Source organism: Kiloniella majae (assembly GCF_002118315.1).
Classification (GTDB): Bacteria; Pseudomonadota; Alphaproteobacteria; order Kiloniellales; family Kiloniellaceae; genus Kiloniella; species Kiloniella majae.
In genome coordinates, this window is record NZ_MTSZ01000002.1 from 330,015 (window position 1) to 346,921 (window position 16,907).

Consider the following 16,907-nt stretch of genomic DNA (forward strand, 5'->3'; position numbering starts at 1 on the left):
AAGGAAAGAGGTACAGAGGATATTATGCAAAAAAACAATACAAAATCCAAAGACTAGCTTAAAACTCGCACAGATGTTTCTGTATCAAAATGATGTGTCGTCTTGGGTTTTGCTGAAAAATACAACATTTCACCGATAGAAGTACTCGGAGGAACTTCCATCTTTACCGTAAATTCAGTTCCCGTATCGGAAATCAAATAAGCCAGAGCATATTCACCCAGCTGCTCTATCAATTCCAGTTTTCCAGATACAACGGCTTTGTCTTCTGCCGAAAGGATCAAATGTTCAGGACGGATGCCTGTAATATGTACCGTAGGCACATTTGTTAATAAATCATCAGGCGTAAAAAAATTCATCTTTGGGCTTCCAATAAAAGATGCAACAAACTGGTTCGCTGGATTGGTGTAGAGTTCAATCGGCGATCCAACCTGCTCAATAACCCCTGCCCGTAAAACGACAATCTTATCAGCTAGGGTCATCGCCTCTACCTGATCGTGTGTCACGTAAATCATTGTCGTGCCAAGACGTTCATGTAAACGCGCGATTTCTAATCGTGTTTGTACCCGTAACGAGGCATCAAGATTAGATAAAGGTTCATCAAACAAAAATACTTCCGGGTCGCGAACAATTGCACGGCCTATGGCAACACGCTGACGTTGACCGCCAGAGAGATTTTTAGGGCTACGATCTAAATAATCTGTAATTTGTAAAATCTCTGCAGCTGCACGAACCCGTTCATCAATTTCAGCCTTAGGCGTCTTTTGTTGCTTTAACCCAAAGCCCATATTTTTATAAACGCTCATGTGTGGGTATAAGGCGTATGTTTGAAATACCATCGCCACCCCTCTCTTTGAGGGGGCAACATGATTTACGACTTGCTCTCCAATAGAAACAGTTCCAGAAGTAACCTCTTCCAGACCAGCAATCATACGTAATAACGTAGATTTACCACAACCCGATGGACCAACAAAGACAACAAACTCACCATCGTTTATTTGTAAATCTATACCGTGCATAACCTCAACATCGGTATATGATTTACGTACACTATTAATCGTTACGCCAGCCATGCTCGCTCCATCTCATGTATTTTATTTTTAAGTGTTACTACAAACTCAGGATGATCACTTGGAATATCCCCCCAGAGTATGCGGGATGTTGCAAAATCATCGATTGCACCGGGTTTGATAAGCGACTCAAGCTTATGCCAATTAGGTTCATTGTAATTAAGGCAAAGCTTACCTTCTAAGTTCAGACGACAAAAAATGTACCAACTCGCAATTGAGGCAATTCCAAAGTGAGGTAATCGACGAGCAGCCAACGTCCCTTGCAAAGTAGGGTGTATAAAAATTGGAAACTTCAAAAACCCATCAGCACATATTCGTTCAATCGTATCACTAATAGATGCGTTTCTAAAACGTGCGATAATCTCTTGCAGATATTCATCTTTATCGAAAGGTGTATTTACTTTCAACGCAGGTAAAACTTCATGTTGTTCATATCCATCAAAATGGGCGAAAATTTCTGGATCAGCCATCGCTTGATCAAAAGTTTTAAGCCCCTTCAAGGCAGCAAAATAAGCGATACAGGTATGCCCTCCGTTCAGAATACGTATTTTTGTTTCTTCAAAATGGTCAATGTCAGATTCCAGTTGAACACCTACACGAGCAAGATCAGGCACTGTGTTCGCAAAACGATCTTCCAAAGCCCACTGCATGAACTCTTCTGCCATAACAGGCACATTAGATTGTTCTCCAAATAAAGAGATGGTTTCAGAGATCAGGTCTTCCGTGTTACGCGGAGTAATCCGATCGACCATTGAACATGGGAACGTTACATTTTTCTGAACCCATCGCGCTAGATCAAGTCGGTCCATAAAATGCAAATAGCTCAAAAAATTACGTTCTAATACTTTACCATTTTGTCGTATATTATCGCAGCACAGAATGCTCAAGCCGCCCAAGTCTGCATAACGGCGGCGTTCCAATGCGTTCATCAAATAATTATATACTGATGAACCACCGGACTGATTTTCTATTTCCCCCGCAATAACAGGATCTGCAAGATTTAAATGACCTTCGTCATCCAAATAATAGCCACTTTCGGTCACTGTAATCGTAATCATTGTCACGCTTGGCTGGGTCAGTAATTGTTCAGCCTCTTCAACGGATCGTGCCCAGTCGCAAAACTTGATATGAGACCGCACGCGGCGGAACTTAACATCACCAGCAGGAGATATAGATTTAAGAATGTACCCTGATCCATCAAAACTGTACTTAGCAAAGCTTTCACTGTCTTCACTTCGAATATTTATTGCAGCAATTCCCCAGCGCAAATCATCCGTCGCCTGCATGTAGTCATCAATGTATTGCGCTTGGTGTGATCGATGAAAGGCCCCAAATCCAAGATGCACAATACCCACATCGCAAAATTTTGGGTTATAAGTCGTTTCATAAAGAGATTGAGAGGGAAATGCGTTCATTGCATTTCCTTTGATTGAGGTGCCAGTTCTGTTTGCGCTATTTGACGATATTCAGAAGGTGTCATGTTCTTCATTCTAAGAAAATGTCGATTGAAGTTTGCAAGGTTCTGAAAACCAACGTCAAAACATATACTTGAAACCTGATCGTTGGTTGCGTAAAGCATGCTGCAAGCTTGGCCAATACGAATACGATTTACAAATTCGACAAACGTATGTCCTGTGACAGATTGAAAATTACGGGAGAATGTCGTTGGCGACATCGACGTCATAGCTGCCGCTTTTTTCACAGAAATTTCGTCGGCAAAATTATTAACAATATAATCAATGACCTTGCCAATACGCGCTTTCTTACCTCCTTCCGGTTGCATCAACTTAGAAACAGATAATGTGGTTTTCGTACTATTTTTGTTAATCAAAACCAGAAAGTGCAGCAAAGCCACGACACGCTCGACACCTCGGAGCTCCCGTATCTTTTCCATTTGCAGAACCGCTGTCTTTGGGTCAAAACCGACAAATTCAATACCGGATTGTGCAAGATCTAACATGGGCTTCAGTTCTGTGAACTCGGGAAAGGCAGTCATGATCGCATCCATACTTGACTGCCTGAACTGGACCAGCATATCCCGGATTGGGACTTCTTGTGCCCACACTTCATCTGTAATCCAGTTATGCGGCAAATTCGGACCCGTGAGATACAATGCCCCAGGTTTGAAGTCGCCAATATAATCGCCAACAAACGCTTTGCCCCGGGTTTCTATAATGAGATGTAGTTCGTATTCACGATGGCTGTGCCAACGACACAATTCGCTGGGCCATCCATGCTGCAAGTAGCGAATACTTTCGCGGCTACGATCAACAATTTCGATTTCAGGCTGGATAATAGACATAGACGTTACTTCACCGCCCCAAAAGTTAGCCCTTGGACTAATTGTTTCTGGCAAAGCCATCCAAAGGCAACAATCGGCGCGCATGCCAATGTGGCAACAGCTGAAAGTTTCGACCAGAACAAGCCTTCCGGACTAGAAAAACTTGCAACTAATGCCGCCAGAGTTCCCGCTTCTGATGAGGTGAGATTGATTGCCCAAAACGCTTCGTTCCAGCACAACACAACGGATAAAAGCGCCGTAGAAGCAATCCCCCCCCATGCCAAAGGCATCACAATCTGGGTGATTTCATTCCAGGTGGATGTACCATCCATCCTCGAAGCCTCTAATATTTCCTTTGGAATTTCTCGGAAATAATTAAACAAGATCATCATAATAATCGGCAGATTTATCAGAGCATAAATAACAACCAAAACGATCTTTGTATCAAGTAACCCCAGTTTTTGTGACAGCAGATAAATTGGCAGGAGAACGCCAACCGCAGGTAACATTTTAGTGGAAAGCATCCACAATAAAATATCCTTGGTACGTCTGGTTGGACTAAAGGCCATTGCGTAAGCTGAGGGGATCGCAATCAACATAGCCAAAGCTGTTCCACCGAGACTGGTCACAACACTCGACCAAGCATATTGCGTATAATCCGTTCGCTCTTGGATCAAAGTATAGTTATCCAATGTTGGTTCAAAAACCAATAATGGCGGAATTGCAATCGCCTGAAGTTCTGTTTTAAAGCTCGTCAAAACCATCCAGAAAATTGGAAAAAAGAACAAGATTGCAACCAACCATGCCCCTATTACTGCAAAGCGGTTTTTCCATTCAAGAATTTGTTTATCTGTCATCACTACACCATCAAATTCTTGCCAACAGCACGGATCAAAAAGATCGCGACAATATTGGCTAATATCACGGCGAAAACACCCCCGGCTGATGCAACGCCGACATCAAATTGCAATAGAGCTTGTGCGTATATCAAATAGGCAATGTTTGTACTTGCCGTACCTGGGCCACCAGATGTGGTTACAAAAATCTCTGCAAAAATCGATAAATGAAAAATCATCTGTATCATCAGGACAATCGCAATCGGGCGCGCGAGGTGTGGTAAAGTCAAATTCCAAAATTGTGCCCAAAAACCTGCCCCATCTAATGTTGCAGCTTCTTTTTGCTCTTGATCCTGAGATTGCAAGGAAGTCATGAAAATCAGAATGGCAAAAGGTGTCCATTGCCAACTCACAATGATAATGACAGATAGCAACGGATATACGGTCAACCAGTCAATAGGTTCTGCCCCTATGGCATGTGCGACAACGGCAAACAAACCATAAATCGGGTTCATCATCATATTTTTCCACACCAAAGCGTTGACCGTTGGCATGATGAAAAAAGGAGAGATAAGCATGACCCGGACAATGCCACGTCCTAGAAATGGACGATCAATCAAAATTGCAATCGCAAGTCCCAAAACAACGGAAATACACAGGACAGAGCCAACCAATATTAATGTATTCCAAACAGCTGGTGGAAAAGCTGCATCGGTAACAAAGAACTCGTAATTTGAAAGTCCAACAAATCCGGTACGCTCAGGGTATAAAAGATTATAGCGAATGAGCGAAAAATAGATCGTCATCGACAGCGGCACGATCATCCACATTAAAAGAACTATAATGCTCGGTGCCTGTAGTAATCGTACCAGAGTTCTATTCATGGAAATGATCCTGAAGAAGGGTTAAAAAAAGGGTAGATTTCTCTACCCCGATTTAATGCGGATACCTTGGTACTAGTAGTAACCCGCTTTTCTCATTTCACGGTCTGCCGCCGCTTGCGCATTCTCCAAAGCCTCTTCCACAGAGATGTCGCCAGCTAATGCAGCAGTCATTTGTTGGCCAACGGCTGTACCAATTGCCTGAAACTCTGGAATAGCAGCAAACTGAACACCGATATATGGTGTTTTGTCTTGCGTAGAATTCGATGGATCTGCAGATAAAATCGCTTTTAATTCTGCTTCATCAAAGGTTGCTGCTTCTTTGAATTTAGGATTGTCATAGGTTGATTGGCGCGTCCCCGTTGGGACAGCGGCCCATCCGTTAGTTTCCGCAACCAGTTCAATGTATTCTTTAGATGTCGCCCATTCCATAAACTTCATAGCATCAGCCTTTTTCTGCGTTCCTGACGGAACAGCCAAAGCCCATGCCCATAACCAATTCGCACCACGCGTGGTGATCGCTTGTGGTGACTGCGCGAATGCCATTTTATCCGCAACTTTAGACTGACTTGGGTTTGTCACGAAAGACGCCGCAATTGTTGCATCAATCCACATCCCGCATTTGCCTTCGTTCATCAACGCAAGAATTTCATTAAACGAATTACCCGCGGATCCCGGAGGTCCGTATTTTGTCAGCAAATCTACATAAAAATTAACCGCGTGGTTCCATGCCGGACTATCCAGATCAGGTGTCCAATCTTCGTTGAACCACTTTCCACCAAAACTATTTGCCATGGTTGTCAGGAACGCCATGTTATCACCCCAACCTGGCTTGCCGCGCAAACAAATACCGTATTGACCCGCATCACGATCCGTCATTGCTGCCGCAGCGTCTTTGACATGCCCCCACGAAGGATTATCAGGCATCGTCATACCCGCAGCATCTAAAAGATCCTTACGGTACATAATCATTGATGACTCACCATAAAATGGTGCAGCATATAAATTACCGTCATGTGATAGGCCGTCACGCATTGCTGGCAAAATATCATCGACATCATACTCAGCGCCAAATTCCAATGCTTCCAGCCAGCCACGGGAACCCCAGATTGGGGCTTCGTACATACCGATTGTCATCACATCAAACTGGCCGCCCTTTGTCGTGATATCTGTCGTAACACGCGACCGAAGAGTACCTTCGTCCAATGTGACCCATTTCACAGTGATACCAGGATTGGCTTCTTCAAACTTAGGGGTTAGTTTTTGCATTTCGATCATGTGACCATTATTTACCGTTGCGATAGTAATCTCATCTGCAACGGTAAAAGAGATCGCTGACATACTAAGCATCATACCCAATGCCGTAGTGCGTAAATACTTCATGTGTTCCTCCCAGAAATCACGCTTGAAGATAAAAGCTGTAATTTCATACTGCAAAGGATGCGCTAAAGCCGCCAATAGCATTTTACCAAGAAAAGATACTATTAATACATATTTTACTATAAAATTTGATTTTACAGTCTTAAAAGTACATTCGAAAAGCTCTATCTAACCATGAATAGTATAAAATGAAGATTTCCGAATTCTAATCTCCCTGTATCAGCAGATTATATTTCTGACCATTGTAGTCGTAATAACATATTGTTCATGAGAGGAGAGTTTTTCTTAAAACAAACGCAACCTAATCAAATTAGGTATTTCAATTCGCAGCCCAAATATCTATTCTAAGTGACGCACATCATCCACCAACCAGTTGAGCCTCAATAATGTCAGAGATTTTTGTAAACTGCCGGATTGAAACAGAGCGGATGATTCTACGTCCTTACACAATGGAAGACGCCCCTGCTCTTCAAAGAATCGCATCGGATCCACAAGTACTACAATATTTGCCTGATGATCCACTCTCTCTGGAAGAGGTAAAAGATATTATCGCTTGGTCAATTGGTTGCCACAAGAAAAATACCAAAGAAAAGTTGTATAAACTCAACTTAACTATGCTCGATAAAAAGACAAACGAACTCATCGGCTGGTGTGGACTTGGCCCTGCAGATTGGGACTTAGAACAAATTGAAATTTACTACGCGGTCGCTCCTGAACGCTGGAGACAAGGTCTGACAAGCGAGGCTACATTAGCACTTCGGGATTATGCATTCGACATCATAGAATTAAAGAACCTTGTCGGCATTACCATGTCAAACAACATTGCCTCAAACAAAGTTTTGCAAAAGCTTGGTATGAGCTATCAGGGAACACTTGACCGCGCACCAAAAGATTGCGACCCCTATTTTTTGGGGCAAAACCTTTATGTCTTGGCCAATACAGGCAATCGACAAGACGTCCTCTACAGAGAGGAGAATGAATCCCCTCTCTGATCACGACACCGTAATGACCTACCCACGTAAAGAAGGCTTAATCCACTCTTTGTGACTTGCTTCTTTATCCAGAGGCGTCTGAGCAATGGCATTAGTGAAATTACTCATGGTCTTAACACTTATCCCCAAAATTACTTCCAGCGCCTGTCGTTCCGTATAACCACTTTCAAGAAAGCTTTTCAAGGCATGAGGGGCAATGCTCCCATTGGTACGAACCAAATCTTGTGTGAAAAGGCGCAGGGCTTCATGCTTCCTATTCGAAAGCGCCCCCCCTAGACGCAAGGCTTCGACATCTTCAACATCCATTTTCGCCATTTCAGATAAGATCGTGTGCCAAGGCATACAATATTGGCAGTTGTTTTCGAAGTTCACTGTTTGATAAACAATCTGCCGCTCAACTTCAGACAAAGAACTTTCATTAAACTCGCCCCAAGCAGTCATATAAGATGCCAATAAACTCGGGGCTTGCGACATAACCTTCTCGACATTGGGGATCAGGCCAAAAGCAGCTTTTGCCTGAGCAAGAAATGGAACAGACTTAGCTGGTGCAGTTTCTTCATCTAACAAGGAAAATGGCGTTGGATTTCCGTTACTCATATCAATTAACCTTTGCATTAACTTTAATATTTCAGGGTATTGAAAGCTTTCGGATGGAAAGGTAGTATTGCAGAAACCAGATTAACAGTACGCACCTTTTGGTAACTATAAGATTTTTTTAAGATGTATGAAATTCCCCAGGACTTAAACAAAGTAAAACCCAACGTTTTCCACAAATCTTGCCCCGCTCGCTACCTACTCAACAAAGTCGCTGGGAAGTGGAGCCTACTCATCATCGATGCCCTCAAAAATGATAATCTACGGAATGGAGAACTCATGAGGCGCGTGGGGGGAATTTCCCAAAAAATGCTCACTCAAACACTACGAGAACTTGAAGAAATTAAAATTGTCCAGCGGCACGATATGGAAACCATTCCACCCCATGTCGAATACTCCCTCACACACCTTGGGATTTCCCTTCAGGAAAAAGTTTGCGCCATGGACCGCTGGATAGAGGAAAATATGATCGAACTTATTTCGGACAATCCTTCAATAGAGTTGAAAGTTATCTGAAGAAAAGATACTCAGCTCATTAACTCTTGCGCTTTATATAGAGCTCACCATGAGAAGCAGGAAACAAGATACATAACAAAGATAACACATATAGTTATCTTCCTAAAAAGGAACCGACCAGTGCCCACAAAAAAAAATCCGTTAAAGCTGAACAAGTTACAGCTACGCACACTTGTTCTGGCCCAAGTAATTGGTCGCGATGAAAGGCAAGCTGTACATCACCCCAACGGAGACGTCACTCTGTCTCAACTCCCCCACGCACACGGAGATCATGTGCACGTCGGTGAGTTTGTCGTATCCGCCAAGGATGCCAGCGGCTTCAATAACCCAGCCGTCTGGATTGCCTTGGCACGCAAAGGGCTTGTGAAAGAAGGCGGACAGCCAATCACTTTGACTGCAGAAGGTGTTACCTATGAAACCGGTCTTGGAGATAAGTTCCTGGAAAAATCAGACCACTAATCTTAACCTGATCTCGATCTTCTAATTTTATAGGATAAAACTCAGCTGCTGGCCTTATTCCCGATTGGCAGCCGTGCCACGAACATGGCTACAGCCGAGACATACATGTAACGTCAGATCAACAGAGACGTGGCCGGCTTCAACGTCTTTTACGTCCTCGGGCTGGTATTTGTTCATATCATTGTCCAGATACCAGCTACCGGATGCTTCAACATCCTTGCGACTGAGTTCATAACGGACAACGCGTTCGGAAAAGCATTTGTTACATTTTTTCATACCATCCCCTCCCATAACTTTATCAAACAGTAAATGATCTCATGACTAAAGCATAGCCTGTAAAATATGGATCATATGTTAACACATTTAGAACATTACAAAAAATCTTAATGCGCTATAATCCTAACATCCATCATCTAATGAAAAGATGATAAATCCAATTCCAGCATTTCGCCCATCCATATCGCATGTTCTTGATGATCTTTTAAATCATCGCCAGTATTCGGATGAATGAAAACGGTCAACCCGGTACGATTCAGGGCAACCCAACTAACTACCTCGCCAAATTTTTCAGGGCTAACTGTCAACTGACAACTCCACTTGGGATGTGGCCCCACATTCTTTTCATGAACCCGCCCCATAGAAATAGAAAATCCATCCCGGACCTGTTCACAAATTTGCCGTGCCAAATCAAGCGTATTTTGATCGAAATAAAAATGAACGTGGTAATCACGCGGGGAAATCATCGGCGTATCTTTCTGTTTTACTGTTATCAGAAAGCTTAACCATTCAGCGAGAAAAGAGTAAAGCGTCTTACAAAAATGATTTAGTGATCCGATATCGTTGAAGTACAAATCCGCTAGCGATATTTACATGTCGTTCATATATCACCTTTTGCTATTTGCCCCTCTATTCGTCGAAAAGCCCATCGCTTAAAGATTTGTTATAGGATATAAGGCTATTGAGAAATTGAAATCATTATAACAAACACCGAAAATTTGAGACTATTCTATGCTGACACCCGCTATCTTTGACATTGCACTCACCGCTTTTGTTTCCCTGTTTGTCATCATAGATCCCCTTGGTCTATTACCGATTTTTATCGGCTTAACCCAAGGCGCAAGTGCTGCCCACAAAAAGAAGATGGCTTTTAAAGGTGTTCTGATTGGCGGCGTTATTCTTGTATTTTTCGCCCTTCTTGGCGACCATTTTCTTGAACTGCTTGGTGTTGGTCTTCCCGCGTTCAGAATTGCGGGCGGCGTTATGTTATTCCTGATCGCACTGGAAATGGTGTTCGATAAACGCGCCAAACGACGGGAAGTTAACGCAGAAGAAGTCAAAGGATCAGATTTCCATGAAGATATCGCCGTCTTTCCACTTGCGATTCCGCTGATTTCCGGCCCTGGTGCCATTGCTTCTATCATGCTGCTAATGAGTGCTAACAAAGAAAATATTGTTGCCCAATCCGCCGTGTTAATGGTTCTGGCCGGGGTTTTGCTTCTTTGTCTTACGCTTTTTTTATTGGCAGAGAAGCTGGAACGATTTGTTGGAGATACAATAACGCACATTATCTCTCGCGTTCTTGGCATTGTTCTGGCCGCTCTCGCCATTCAATACATACTTGATGGCCTGAAAAGAGGCCTTCTAAGCTAACAGCTAAATCCGGAAGAGCCCCCCCCCCCAACAAAAACACAGTATCTTATCATGCTGATTGCCCAGATTACCGATTTTCACATAGGCCGCATTATTGAAACCGACACCGGGCCGATTGATCTGTTTGATCGCCTCAAGGAAACGGTAGAACATCTAACCACCCTCAATCCTCAACCAGATCTTGTCGTTGTATCCGGGGATATTTCAAACCATGGCAACATGGAAGATTACGAACGCGCAAAAAACCTTCTGGATACGATGCAGCTTCCCTATTTTGTAATGCCGGGAAATCATGACAGTCGAGAACGTTTACGTACGCTCTTTCAAGCTGATGGATACCTGCCCAATGACGGAGAGTTCTTGCAATACACCATTGAGCAATATCCCTTACGCCTGATAATGCTGGACTCTCTCGAAGTGGGAAAACATCACGGCATGATTTGTGATGAACGGCTACATTGGCTCAATGAAAAACTAACCCAAGCTCCTGAACGCCCAACGTTAATCGTCATGCACCACCCACCCTCAAAACTACAGCTACCTTATCAAGATAGCATGCGCTGTTTTAATGGTGAAAAATTGGCCAAAGTCATCTCAAGCCATGATCAGGTACTTGGTATTGCCTGTGGTCATACGCATCGGGATAGCGTTGCCAACTGGGCCAAGACCGTCTTATTTGTTACACCAAGTGCTACTTTTTCTTATGGGCTGGAGATGCATCCTGCTGATGACATTAACCCCAGATTTGAGCCCACTTGTGTTCGGCTGTTTCACTGGAGTGATGACACAGGACTGGTATCTCACCTCAGTTTTGTCGGGACCTATCCAACCGGTTTGACCGAAGGCGTTCCCACACCCGCCGCTAATTAGTTTTCGTCAGTATGATGACCAAGCTTTTTGGAGTTTCCTTCAAAACATTCATCTTCTACTTTCTTTATGGATTGTGATGATTGCCCAACTGATTGATCCTCACCTTCTTCAACATCGGCCTTCCCGAATATAAATCGAAAAACTTTACGAATACCACGAAAGATCTTTGGTACAATCCAGATTGCCAAAATCAAGAACAGAGCAAGAAACGCAGCAAAAACTGTGGGACTTAACAATGCCATCGCCAAACCGGCAATAACCAAAACATCTTCGCCCAAAGATGCTGCTATATTGGTAAAGGGTTCAGGCGAAGTATTAATAAAAGCACGAGTCCCCGCCTTCATTGAATGGCTTATAGTCGCAAGTCCGCCACCACCGACAAAAGCCAAGGCCTGTGCTTCCGTACTAACATCCCCCATGATACCAGCAGCCATCAATGCGCCAGCAGGAATACGTATAAAGGTATGTAGGCCATCCCAGACGGAATCTACGGCCGGAATTTTATCGGCAATAAATTCAATAACATAAAAGGCCACAGCAATTACAATAACCGCCGGATGTTCAACGAACATCATCCCATCAGGCAAATCGAGCTGCCCACTTGCTCCAAGGATTCCCAAAATAGCTGAAGTCGCATAAAGATTAATTCCCCCTGCCCACGCCACGCCCATTGCAAGGATTGCTATTTCAAAAAGCGACATTGTAACTCCGGTAGTAAAATTAAATTCAGATTGTTGTTATTTTCCTGAACATCTTAACGAACTATATTTATATTAGGTCATATTATATAGCGGCACAGTCAGTGAATTTACCAAGAGATTTCTGACCCGAAATATTTTATAATCACTGTTAGTATCCAGGAATATCTATTTCTGACCTCAATTCCGCCACAGTACAAAATTAAAAATATAAGAGTACAAAAAGTGTCGATAAATCGATAGGAGAGAGTTTAACGGAACAAAATGTTCCAACCCTAATTACAGAATTCTATGGGGCGTATTTCAACTTGTTGGGTAATGTAAAGAAAACATGCACCACAGGATGAATAGATACTCCAAAGATTTCGATCCAGTCCGAGTAATCGGCCACGCTATGGGAGTTTTCAGCGTTGGATGATGGTGTTACAGATAGCCTAAGCGCTCAGCAACAGGCAGATTTGATGGCTCTGGTAGCCCATTCCAGAGACCGTGAGGCCTTTGTCAAACTTTTCAGACATTTTGCACCCCGCCTCATGTCCTACATGCGGAAACTGGGTACAGATAATAACATTACAGAAGGCTTGGTTCAGGACGTCATGCTCACCCTGTGGCGTCAGGCAGAATCCTACGATCCCGAAAAAAGCTACGTCTCAAGTTGGGTCTTTGCCATTGCACGCAATCGGCGCATTGATCGCTATCGCAGACAGAGATTGGTTCCTGTTGATCAAGACTATTTACAAGGACAATTGCATCTGCACAGCCAGATAGATGAATCTCCTAGCCAAGACCAAGACATTGAGCATCAAGAAGTAGAATCCCTCCTTAAAGAAGCGATCGAAAGCCTTCCCCATGATCAGGCAAGTTTACTTGAGCTCGCCTTCTATCAAGACATGACGCACATGGAGATCGCAAAACATGAGGGCCTGCCTTTGGGAACTGTGAAGTCCAGGTTGAGATTAGCGATTAGTAAATTAAGGCGTATACTGGGATCCAGTATCTAACAGAAGCAAAGCAGACTTTAATCTGAGAGGAATAGAATTAGTTTTTAGGGAAACACTCTATTCTGTTTCTTTGGTCAGTAACAAAAGGCAATAGGTCAGCGATAGGTCGTCAACAGCATAATGTTTTCCGCGAACCTGATCCAACCCTGTTATGTCACCAACAGAAAGATCTCCTTCGTCACATAAGAAACCACCATCAAGAACAAGCAAATAACCAAACTCGGCGACTTCACCATTTACAAAAATGCGCTCCCCAGCTGGTATTCTGAGTAAAAATAAATAGCTCGCGCCAGTCGTATCCTCGTTTTCAGCGACAGATCCAAGACACAAAGCCTCGCCCCCGGCCAGAACATCGTTGTCCCATGAAAGCTTCGTCGGATCACTTGGCAAAAACGCTGTCACAGTTTCAGGTAAATCAGGCAACACGGTGTGTTTGGGTCCGGGAAAGCTTGTAATTTCAGCAGAGTCCAGAAGATCAAGAACCCTCTCTTCCATTCCCTCAGGAAGATCATCATGGGGTATTTTCTCTAACAAAGCGCCCCCCAATGCTCGCAACTTTGCAACCTGATCTCGACACTCCGCACAAAGAGAAAGGTGTGCATCAATAAAGAGTTCCCAACTATAGCTGCTACTACCAGCGACATAGTCCACCAAATGTGCTTCAGAGGGATGATTCTGCGGCTTATGTACTGCCGTTATATCATCCCTGGATACTGATCCGGAATTGATGCCTGTCATTGTTCTTATTCTCTATGCTTAAAATCAACCAAGCCATTTATATATTGTTTTAAGGCTTGAGTTATTATTACGCCGCGTCCATGCTTTTGGATCACAATAATGTGTCTGTATTTGAAAGAGACAGTAAATATTATGCCACAAAGGCAGATTATGGCAAATCTGCCGCCCTTTGATACGCATCGTCACGTGGTATCAGTCGTTAATCTGTCTCACAGCAACCAGTCTTAACGCCGCAGAGGCCCTTTCCTTTCAAATGAATATTTCATCAAAGCTCTTCAGCAAACATATTATCTCTCTACCTCTAATATTACTGCTTTCCAGCTGTGGTGGCGATTACACTTGGGGCTGGCATGTCGTTGACCCGACAAAACTTGCCGGACAAAATAATATTCAGTTCCTCATAGGCGGCCTTTTGGGCACGATCGAGATGTCGATTGTTGCAATCTTGCTTTCTATGACAGCGGGCTTGCTTGTTAGTCTTCCAGGTATTTCCAACAATAAATATCTACGAGCAATCAACCTGTTTTACGTCGCAGTCTTCCGGTCAATACCCGTACTGGTTATGATTTTGTGGACCTACTACGGTTTGCCCGTTGTTCTGGGAATAGACCTAGGGTTATTTGCGGCGGGTGTATTGGCTCTCGCAATTTGCGATAGTCCTTTTCAAGCAGAAATATTCCGGGCAGGTATTCAATCTATTGATGTTGGTCAGCACGAGGCGGCAGAAAGTATGGGGTTAACATACTTTCAAAAAATGCGGCTGATCATACTACCCCAGGCAATAAGAAAAATTATTCCTCCGCTGGGAAACCAGTTTGTTTACATGCTGAAAATGTCCTCACTTGCCTCTGTCATTGGCTACAGCGAGCTCACCCGACGTGCGACAGAACTCGTTGTTAACGAATACCGTCCGCTTGAAATATATACATTTCTTATTTTGGAGTATCTGGCTCTGATATTGGTCGTGACCTACTTCGTGCGTAAGCTGGAAAATTACCTAAAAAGAAACGAACGTATCCAAAACCCGAAAGCTGCTCGTGTTTAAGAACAGATTCTAAAAACAGGTATCAACCAGATATTCAGAAGAAAAATAAATTTTTGATACTTATACTTAACTACTCTGTTGAGTATAAGCTGTGTGTGCTGTGTCACAGCGCGTTAACAAGCGCCCCACACCTGGCCCTAATTCCAAACCGATTTCTTGGGGCGAATTCCATTTCACTGTACCCAAAACCTGACCACAGTGACTATGAGATAAAATAACTTCACTACCTATGGGTAACTTTGTATCAAACAAGAGGCGCGCACCACAAAAAGAAAGATCCAGGACTTCGCAATCATAGCTATTATCAAAGGCCGTTAACCGTACTTTTGTACCGGGAGAAATCATATGGCGAGGTGCGTGACGCCTGTTCATTAACCTCTGCAAAGAAAGGGACGGAACTTCTTGATACAACTTACAAAACCTTAAAATAAAACGCTATTCAAGCGCGACCAAACTTACTTTCTTTATCAGACCTGTCAACACAGGCCGTCATAATATGATGTTTAACTAAATCAGCGGTAACCGGTTTAGGCATATAGCCTGAAATTTCGTTCGATAGCGACGTGTCAGCTTTTTCGTAACCGCTCATCATCAAAAAGGGAAGAGCCCGCGTGAGCTCTTCGGTTGATTGACGCAGACGTTTAAGCAAATCAAGCCCTGTTTCCGGCACCATATAGTAGTCGGAAATCACAAGATCAGGCTTTTTCTTTTCAATGCCATCCATCGCTTCACTAACGTTTTCATAGAGTAAAACTTCACCAACACCCAATGATAAAAGCATAAGCCTCATCATTGACCGTACAGCCTTACTATCATCAACGACGGCCACACTTAATTTCGTCCAATCGTCCGCTGTCCAAGACAAAACCTGACCTCCAATATGCTGAACAGGGGAACGTAAAAATGAAAGAATCCAAATGTTCCCATCGAGACTTAAACTTATGCCCCGAGAATATTAAAAATGTCCTACCGAATAGCTCACATTCCAGATAAATTGTATCCAAACCCAGAAAAACAACTCAAGATAAAATTAGCTTATATTTATGTTTTTCAATATATTAGAAAGCATGAATTGAAAAATAATATCGATTAAAAATAATTTTCTTTACCGAAAATCATTTCACAAAACCTTCATCTCAAAACCAGAATCCAATAACTTAATTTAAGACTTTTTTATTCTGTCCATAATTTGTTTAGGAAATTGTCGTAAGTTCATTCCGTTTCCGATAAGATCTTAAAAATAAAATTCGCAGGGAGTGGTAAATGAGCCTAAGAAGATATACTTACCAGATTCAAGCTGACCCTATGTCACGTGTTGAAACTGGTGAAATTGAGGCCAAAGATCTTGAAGACGCCAAGCGTCAACTCAGAGTCCAATTCATGATGGCTCAATTGCCAGATGATACAAGTATCATTGATCAATCCGAAGTCGATGAAAACATGGCACGAGAAAAGTCAGCGAAGGCCAGAGATCTCTTAAGAGTCCTTGCAGACCATCACGCCTGGATTCAAGATTCAAATCAAGGTGCCAGGGCTAATCTTAACAATTTGAATCTTTCTGACATGGTTATGCCCGGGTCAAAACTGCAAAATGCTGATATGGCTGGAGCAGATTTTTCAGGGGCTGATCTCAGCGGTTCTGACCTTACAAATGCGAACCTTGTGCGAGCCAGTTTACACGGCACAAACCTTAGGGATGCAGATTTATCCGGAGCAGATTTAAGCGACGCAGATTTACGCGGTGCCATCCTAACGGGCGCAAAGCTTGATGGTGCAGACCTATGGAGAGCAAATCTGATGGGGTGCGTCATTTCGCCATCTGCCCTTCATAAGGCACTTTCTTGTAAATCTAAATAGTCTGCGCCCGCTGATGCGGGCGTTTTATAGTTTACAACGGTT

21 protein-coding genes are annotated in these 16,907 nt (G+C 43.2%); 8 read left to right on the forward strand and 13 right to left on the reverse strand.

The genetic code is table 11. The annotated features are described in order from the left end of the window. Window positions 1-53: 53 nt before the first annotated feature. The 6 genes from BKB51_RS07645 to BKB51_RS07670 all read right to left on the reverse strand — a co-directional run bounded on the left by BKB51_RS07645 (window position 54) and on the right by BKB51_RS07670 (window position 6,448). Complete coding sequence (locus tag BKB51_RS07645; RefSeq protein WP_085900501.1) at window positions 54-1,070, reverse strand: ABC transporter ATP-binding protein; 1,017 nt, start codon at window positions 1,068-1,070, stop codon at window positions 54-56. Further along, window positions 1,058-2,482: a mannitol dehydrogenase family protein gene (locus tag BKB51_RS07650; protein ID WP_085900502.1), complete on the reverse strand. Its 1,425-nt coding sequence runs from the start codon at window positions 2,480-2,482 to the stop codon at window positions 1,058-1,060. The genes BKB51_RS07645 and BKB51_RS07650 overlap by 13 nt, the downstream gene beginning before the upstream one ends. Then, window positions 2,479-3,423, reverse strand: a complete 945-nt coding sequence (locus BKB51_RS07655) for a helix-turn-helix domain-containing protein (protein ID WP_245813250.1) — start codon at window positions 3,421-3,423, stop codon at window positions 2,479-2,481. Before BKB51_RS07655 ends, BKB51_RS07650 begins: the two co-directional genes overlap by 4 nt. Beyond that, window positions 3,375-4,205 carry a carbohydrate ABC transporter permease gene (locus BKB51_RS07660; RefSeq protein ID WP_085900504.1) on the reverse strand — a complete coding sequence of 277 codons (831 nt, stop codon included), beginning with the start codon at window positions 4,203-4,205 and terminating at the stop codon, window positions 3,375-3,377. The genes BKB51_RS07655 and BKB51_RS07660 overlap by 49 nt, the downstream gene beginning before the upstream one ends. A 2-nt stretch (window positions 4,206-4,207) precedes the next feature. Then, a complete protein-coding gene (locus tag BKB51_RS07665; RefSeq protein WP_085900505.1) occupies window positions 4,208-5,068 on the reverse strand; it encodes a carbohydrate ABC transporter permease in 861 nt (286 codons plus the stop codon). Between the two features lie 72 nt (window positions 5,069-5,140). Continuing rightward, on the reverse strand, window positions 5,141-6,448 hold the full coding sequence (locus BKB51_RS07670) for an ABC transporter substrate-binding protein (protein ID WP_085900860.1): 1,308 nt from the start codon (window positions 6,446-6,448) through the stop codon (window positions 5,141-5,143). 383 nt (window positions 6,449-6,831) lie between these two features. Here BKB51_RS07670 and BKB51_RS07675 point away from each other — a divergent pair, with 383 nt between their 5' ends. Then, a complete protein-coding gene (locus BKB51_RS07675; RefSeq protein WP_085900506.1) occupies window positions 6,832-7,437 on the forward strand; it encodes a GNAT family N-acetyltransferase in 606 nt (201 codons plus the stop codon). A gap of 18 nt (window positions 7,438-7,455) precedes the next feature. On the opposite strand, the gene BKB51_RS07680 is transcribed toward BKB51_RS07675, so the two are convergent. After that, window positions 7,456-8,034 (reverse strand): carboxymuconolactone decarboxylase family protein, encoded by a 579-nt coding sequence (locus tag BKB51_RS07680; protein ID WP_085900861.1) that lies wholly within the window; start codon window positions 8,032-8,034, stop codon window positions 7,456-7,458. 123 nt (window positions 8,035-8,157) lie between these two features. Between BKB51_RS07680 and BKB51_RS07685 the strand changes: the two genes are divergently transcribed. Continuing rightward, window positions 8,158-8,547: a winged helix-turn-helix transcriptional regulator gene (locus tag BKB51_RS07685; protein WP_085900507.1), complete on the forward strand. Its 390-nt coding sequence runs from the start codon at window positions 8,158-8,160 to the stop codon at window positions 8,545-8,547. Between the two features lie 120 nt (window positions 8,548-8,667). Beyond that, the gene (locus BKB51_RS07690; RefSeq protein ID WP_085900508.1) at window positions 8,668-9,006 is read left to right on the forward strand and encodes a hypothetical protein; all 339 of its coding nucleotides are present in this window, start codon (window positions 8,668-8,670) and stop codon (window positions 9,004-9,006) included. 54 nt (window positions 9,007-9,060) lie between these two features. Here BKB51_RS07690 and BKB51_RS07695 read toward each other — a convergent pair whose 3' ends face one another. Next, a complete protein-coding gene (locus tag BKB51_RS07695; RefSeq protein WP_085900509.1) occupies window positions 9,061-9,282 on the reverse strand; it encodes a hypothetical protein in 222 nt (73 codons plus the stop codon). A 137-nt stretch (window positions 9,283-9,419) separates the two neighbouring features. Next, window positions 9,420-9,749, reverse strand: coding sequence for a DOPA 4,5-dioxygenase family protein (locus tag BKB51_RS07700; RefSeq protein WP_085900510.1), 330 nt, complete (start codon window positions 9,747-9,749; stop codon window positions 9,420-9,422). 265 nt (window positions 9,750-10,014) lie between these two features. Here BKB51_RS07700 and BKB51_RS07705 point away from each other — a divergent pair, with 265 nt between their 5' ends. Both BKB51_RS07705 and BKB51_RS07710 read left to right on the forward strand, forming a co-directional pair. After that, the gene (locus BKB51_RS07705) at window positions 10,015-10,656 is read left to right on the forward strand and encodes a MarC family protein (protein ID WP_218043983.1); all 642 of its coding nucleotides are present in this window, start codon (window positions 10,015-10,017) and stop codon (window positions 10,654-10,656) included. Between the two features lie 51 nt (window positions 10,657-10,707). Further along, a complete protein-coding gene (locus BKB51_RS07710; protein ID WP_085900511.1) occupies window positions 10,708-11,526 on the forward strand; it encodes a phosphodiesterase in 819 nt (272 codons plus the stop codon). Here BKB51_RS07710 and BKB51_RS07715 read toward each other — a convergent pair. Continuing rightward, window positions 11,523-12,227, reverse strand: a complete 705-nt coding sequence (locus BKB51_RS07715; RefSeq protein WP_085900512.1) for a DUF4126 domain-containing protein — start codon at window positions 12,225-12,227, stop codon at window positions 11,523-11,525. The two genes, BKB51_RS07710 and BKB51_RS07715, sit on opposite strands and share 4 nt — an antisense overlap. Window positions 12,228-12,634: 407 nt before the next feature. On the opposite strand from BKB51_RS07715, the gene BKB51_RS07720 reads away from it, so the two are divergent. After that, a complete protein-coding gene (locus BKB51_RS07720) occupies window positions 12,635-13,225 on the forward strand; it encodes a sigma-70 family RNA polymerase sigma factor (RefSeq protein ID WP_085900513.1) in 591 nt (196 codons plus the stop codon). 57 nt (window positions 13,226-13,282) lie between these two features. On the opposite strand, the gene BKB51_RS07725 is transcribed toward BKB51_RS07720, so the two are convergent. Further along, window positions 13,283-13,963, reverse strand: a complete 681-nt coding sequence (locus tag BKB51_RS07725) for a cupin domain-containing protein (RefSeq protein WP_085900514.1) — start codon at window positions 13,961-13,963, stop codon at window positions 13,283-13,285. A gap of 253 nt (window positions 13,964-14,216) precedes the next feature. Here BKB51_RS07725 and BKB51_RS07730 point away from each other — a divergent pair, with 253 nt between their 5' ends. Then, window positions 14,217-15,008 carry an amino acid ABC transporter permease gene (locus BKB51_RS07730; RefSeq protein WP_085900515.1) on the forward strand — a complete coding sequence of 264 codons (792 nt, stop codon included), beginning with the start codon at window positions 14,217-14,219 and terminating at the stop codon, window positions 15,006-15,008. A 66-nt stretch (window positions 15,009-15,074) separates the two neighbouring features. On the opposite strand, the gene BKB51_RS07735 is transcribed toward BKB51_RS07730, so the two are convergent. Together BKB51_RS07735 and BKB51_RS07740 are read right to left on the reverse strand one after the other, a co-directional pair. Then, window positions 15,075-15,380, reverse strand: coding sequence for a PilZ domain-containing protein (locus BKB51_RS07735; protein WP_085900516.1), 306 nt, complete (start codon window positions 15,378-15,380; stop codon window positions 15,075-15,077). 67 nt (window positions 15,381-15,447) lie between these two features. Further along, the gene (locus BKB51_RS07740) at window positions 15,448-15,873 is read right to left on the reverse strand and encodes a response regulator (RefSeq protein ID WP_085900517.1); all 426 of its coding nucleotides are present in this window, start codon (window positions 15,871-15,873) and stop codon (window positions 15,448-15,450) included. Window positions 15,874-16,271: 398 nt separating this feature from the next. Here BKB51_RS07740 and BKB51_RS07745 point away from each other — a divergent pair, with 398 nt between their 5' ends. After that, window positions 16,272-16,865: a pentapeptide repeat-containing protein gene (locus tag BKB51_RS07745; RefSeq protein WP_085900518.1), complete on the forward strand. Its 594-nt coding sequence runs from the start codon at window positions 16,272-16,274 to the stop codon at window positions 16,863-16,865. Window positions 16,866-16,907 lie beyond the last annotated feature (42 nt).

What these genes read in the sequence shown, in the direction of transcription:
- BKB51_RS07730 (WP_085900515.1), top strand. Translation starts at nt 14,217, where the DNA reads ATGAATATTTCATCAAAGCTCTTCAGCAAACATATTATCTCTCTACCT.
- BKB51_RS07705 (WP_218043983.1), top strand. Translation starts at nt 10,015, where the DNA reads ATGCTGACACCCGCTATCTTTGACATTGCACTCACCGCTTTTGTTTCC.
- BKB51_RS07660 (WP_085900504.1), bottom strand. Translation starts at nt 4,205, where the DNA reads ATGACAGATAAACAAATTCTTGAATGGAAAAACCGCTTTGCAGTAATA.
- BKB51_RS07715 (WP_085900512.1), bottom strand. Translation starts at nt 12,227, where the DNA reads ATGTCGCTTTTTGAAATAGCAATCCTTGCAATGGGCGTGGCGTGGGCA.
- BKB51_RS07710 (WP_085900511.1), top strand. Translation starts at nt 10,708, where the DNA reads ATGCTGATTGCCCAGATTACCGATTTTCACATAGGCCGCATTATTGAA.
- BKB51_RS07675 (WP_085900506.1), top strand. Translation starts at nt 6,832, where the DNA reads ATGTCAGAGATTTTTGTAAACTGCCGGATTGAAACAGAGCGGATGATT.
- BKB51_RS07725 (WP_085900514.1), bottom strand. Translation starts at nt 13,963, where the DNA reads ATGACAGGCATCAATTCCGGATCAGTATCCAGGGATGATATAACGGCA.
- BKB51_RS07685 (WP_085900507.1), top strand. Translation starts at nt 8,158, where the DNA reads ATGTATGAAATTCCCCAGGACTTAAACAAAGTAAAACCCAACGTTTTC.
- BKB51_RS07645 (WP_085900501.1), bottom strand. Translation starts at nt 1,070, where the DNA reads ATGGCTGGCGTAACGATTAATAGTGTACGTAAATCATATACCGATGTT.
- BKB51_RS07735 (WP_085900516.1), bottom strand. Translation starts at nt 15,380, where the DNA reads ATGAACAGGCGTCACGCACCTCGCCATATGATTTCTCCCGGTACAAAA.
- BKB51_RS07650 (WP_085900502.1), bottom strand. Translation starts at nt 2,482, where the DNA reads ATGAACGCATTTCCCTCTCAATCTCTTTATGAAACGACTTATAACCCA.
- BKB51_RS07670 (WP_085900860.1), bottom strand. Translation starts at nt 6,448, where the DNA reads ATGAAGTATTTACGCACTACGGCATTGGGTATGATGCTTAGTATGTCA.
- BKB51_RS07695 (WP_085900509.1), bottom strand. Translation starts at nt 9,282, where the DNA reads ATGAAAAAATGTAACAAATGCTTTTCCGAACGCGTTGTCCGTTATGAA.
- BKB51_RS07680 (WP_085900861.1), bottom strand. Translation starts at nt 8,034, where the DNA reads ATGAGTAACGGAAATCCAACGCCATTTTCCTTGTTAGATGAAGAAACT.
- BKB51_RS07700 (WP_085900510.1), bottom strand. Translation starts at nt 9,749, where the DNA reads ATGATTTCCCCGCGTGATTACCACGTTCATTTTTATTTCGATCAAAAT.
- BKB51_RS07745 (WP_085900518.1), top strand. Translation starts at nt 16,272, where the DNA reads ATGAGCCTAAGAAGATATACTTACCAGATTCAAGCTGACCCTATGTCA.
- BKB51_RS07665 (WP_085900505.1), bottom strand. Translation starts at nt 5,068, where the DNA reads ATGAATAGAACTCTGGTACGATTACTACAGGCACCGAGCATTATAGTT.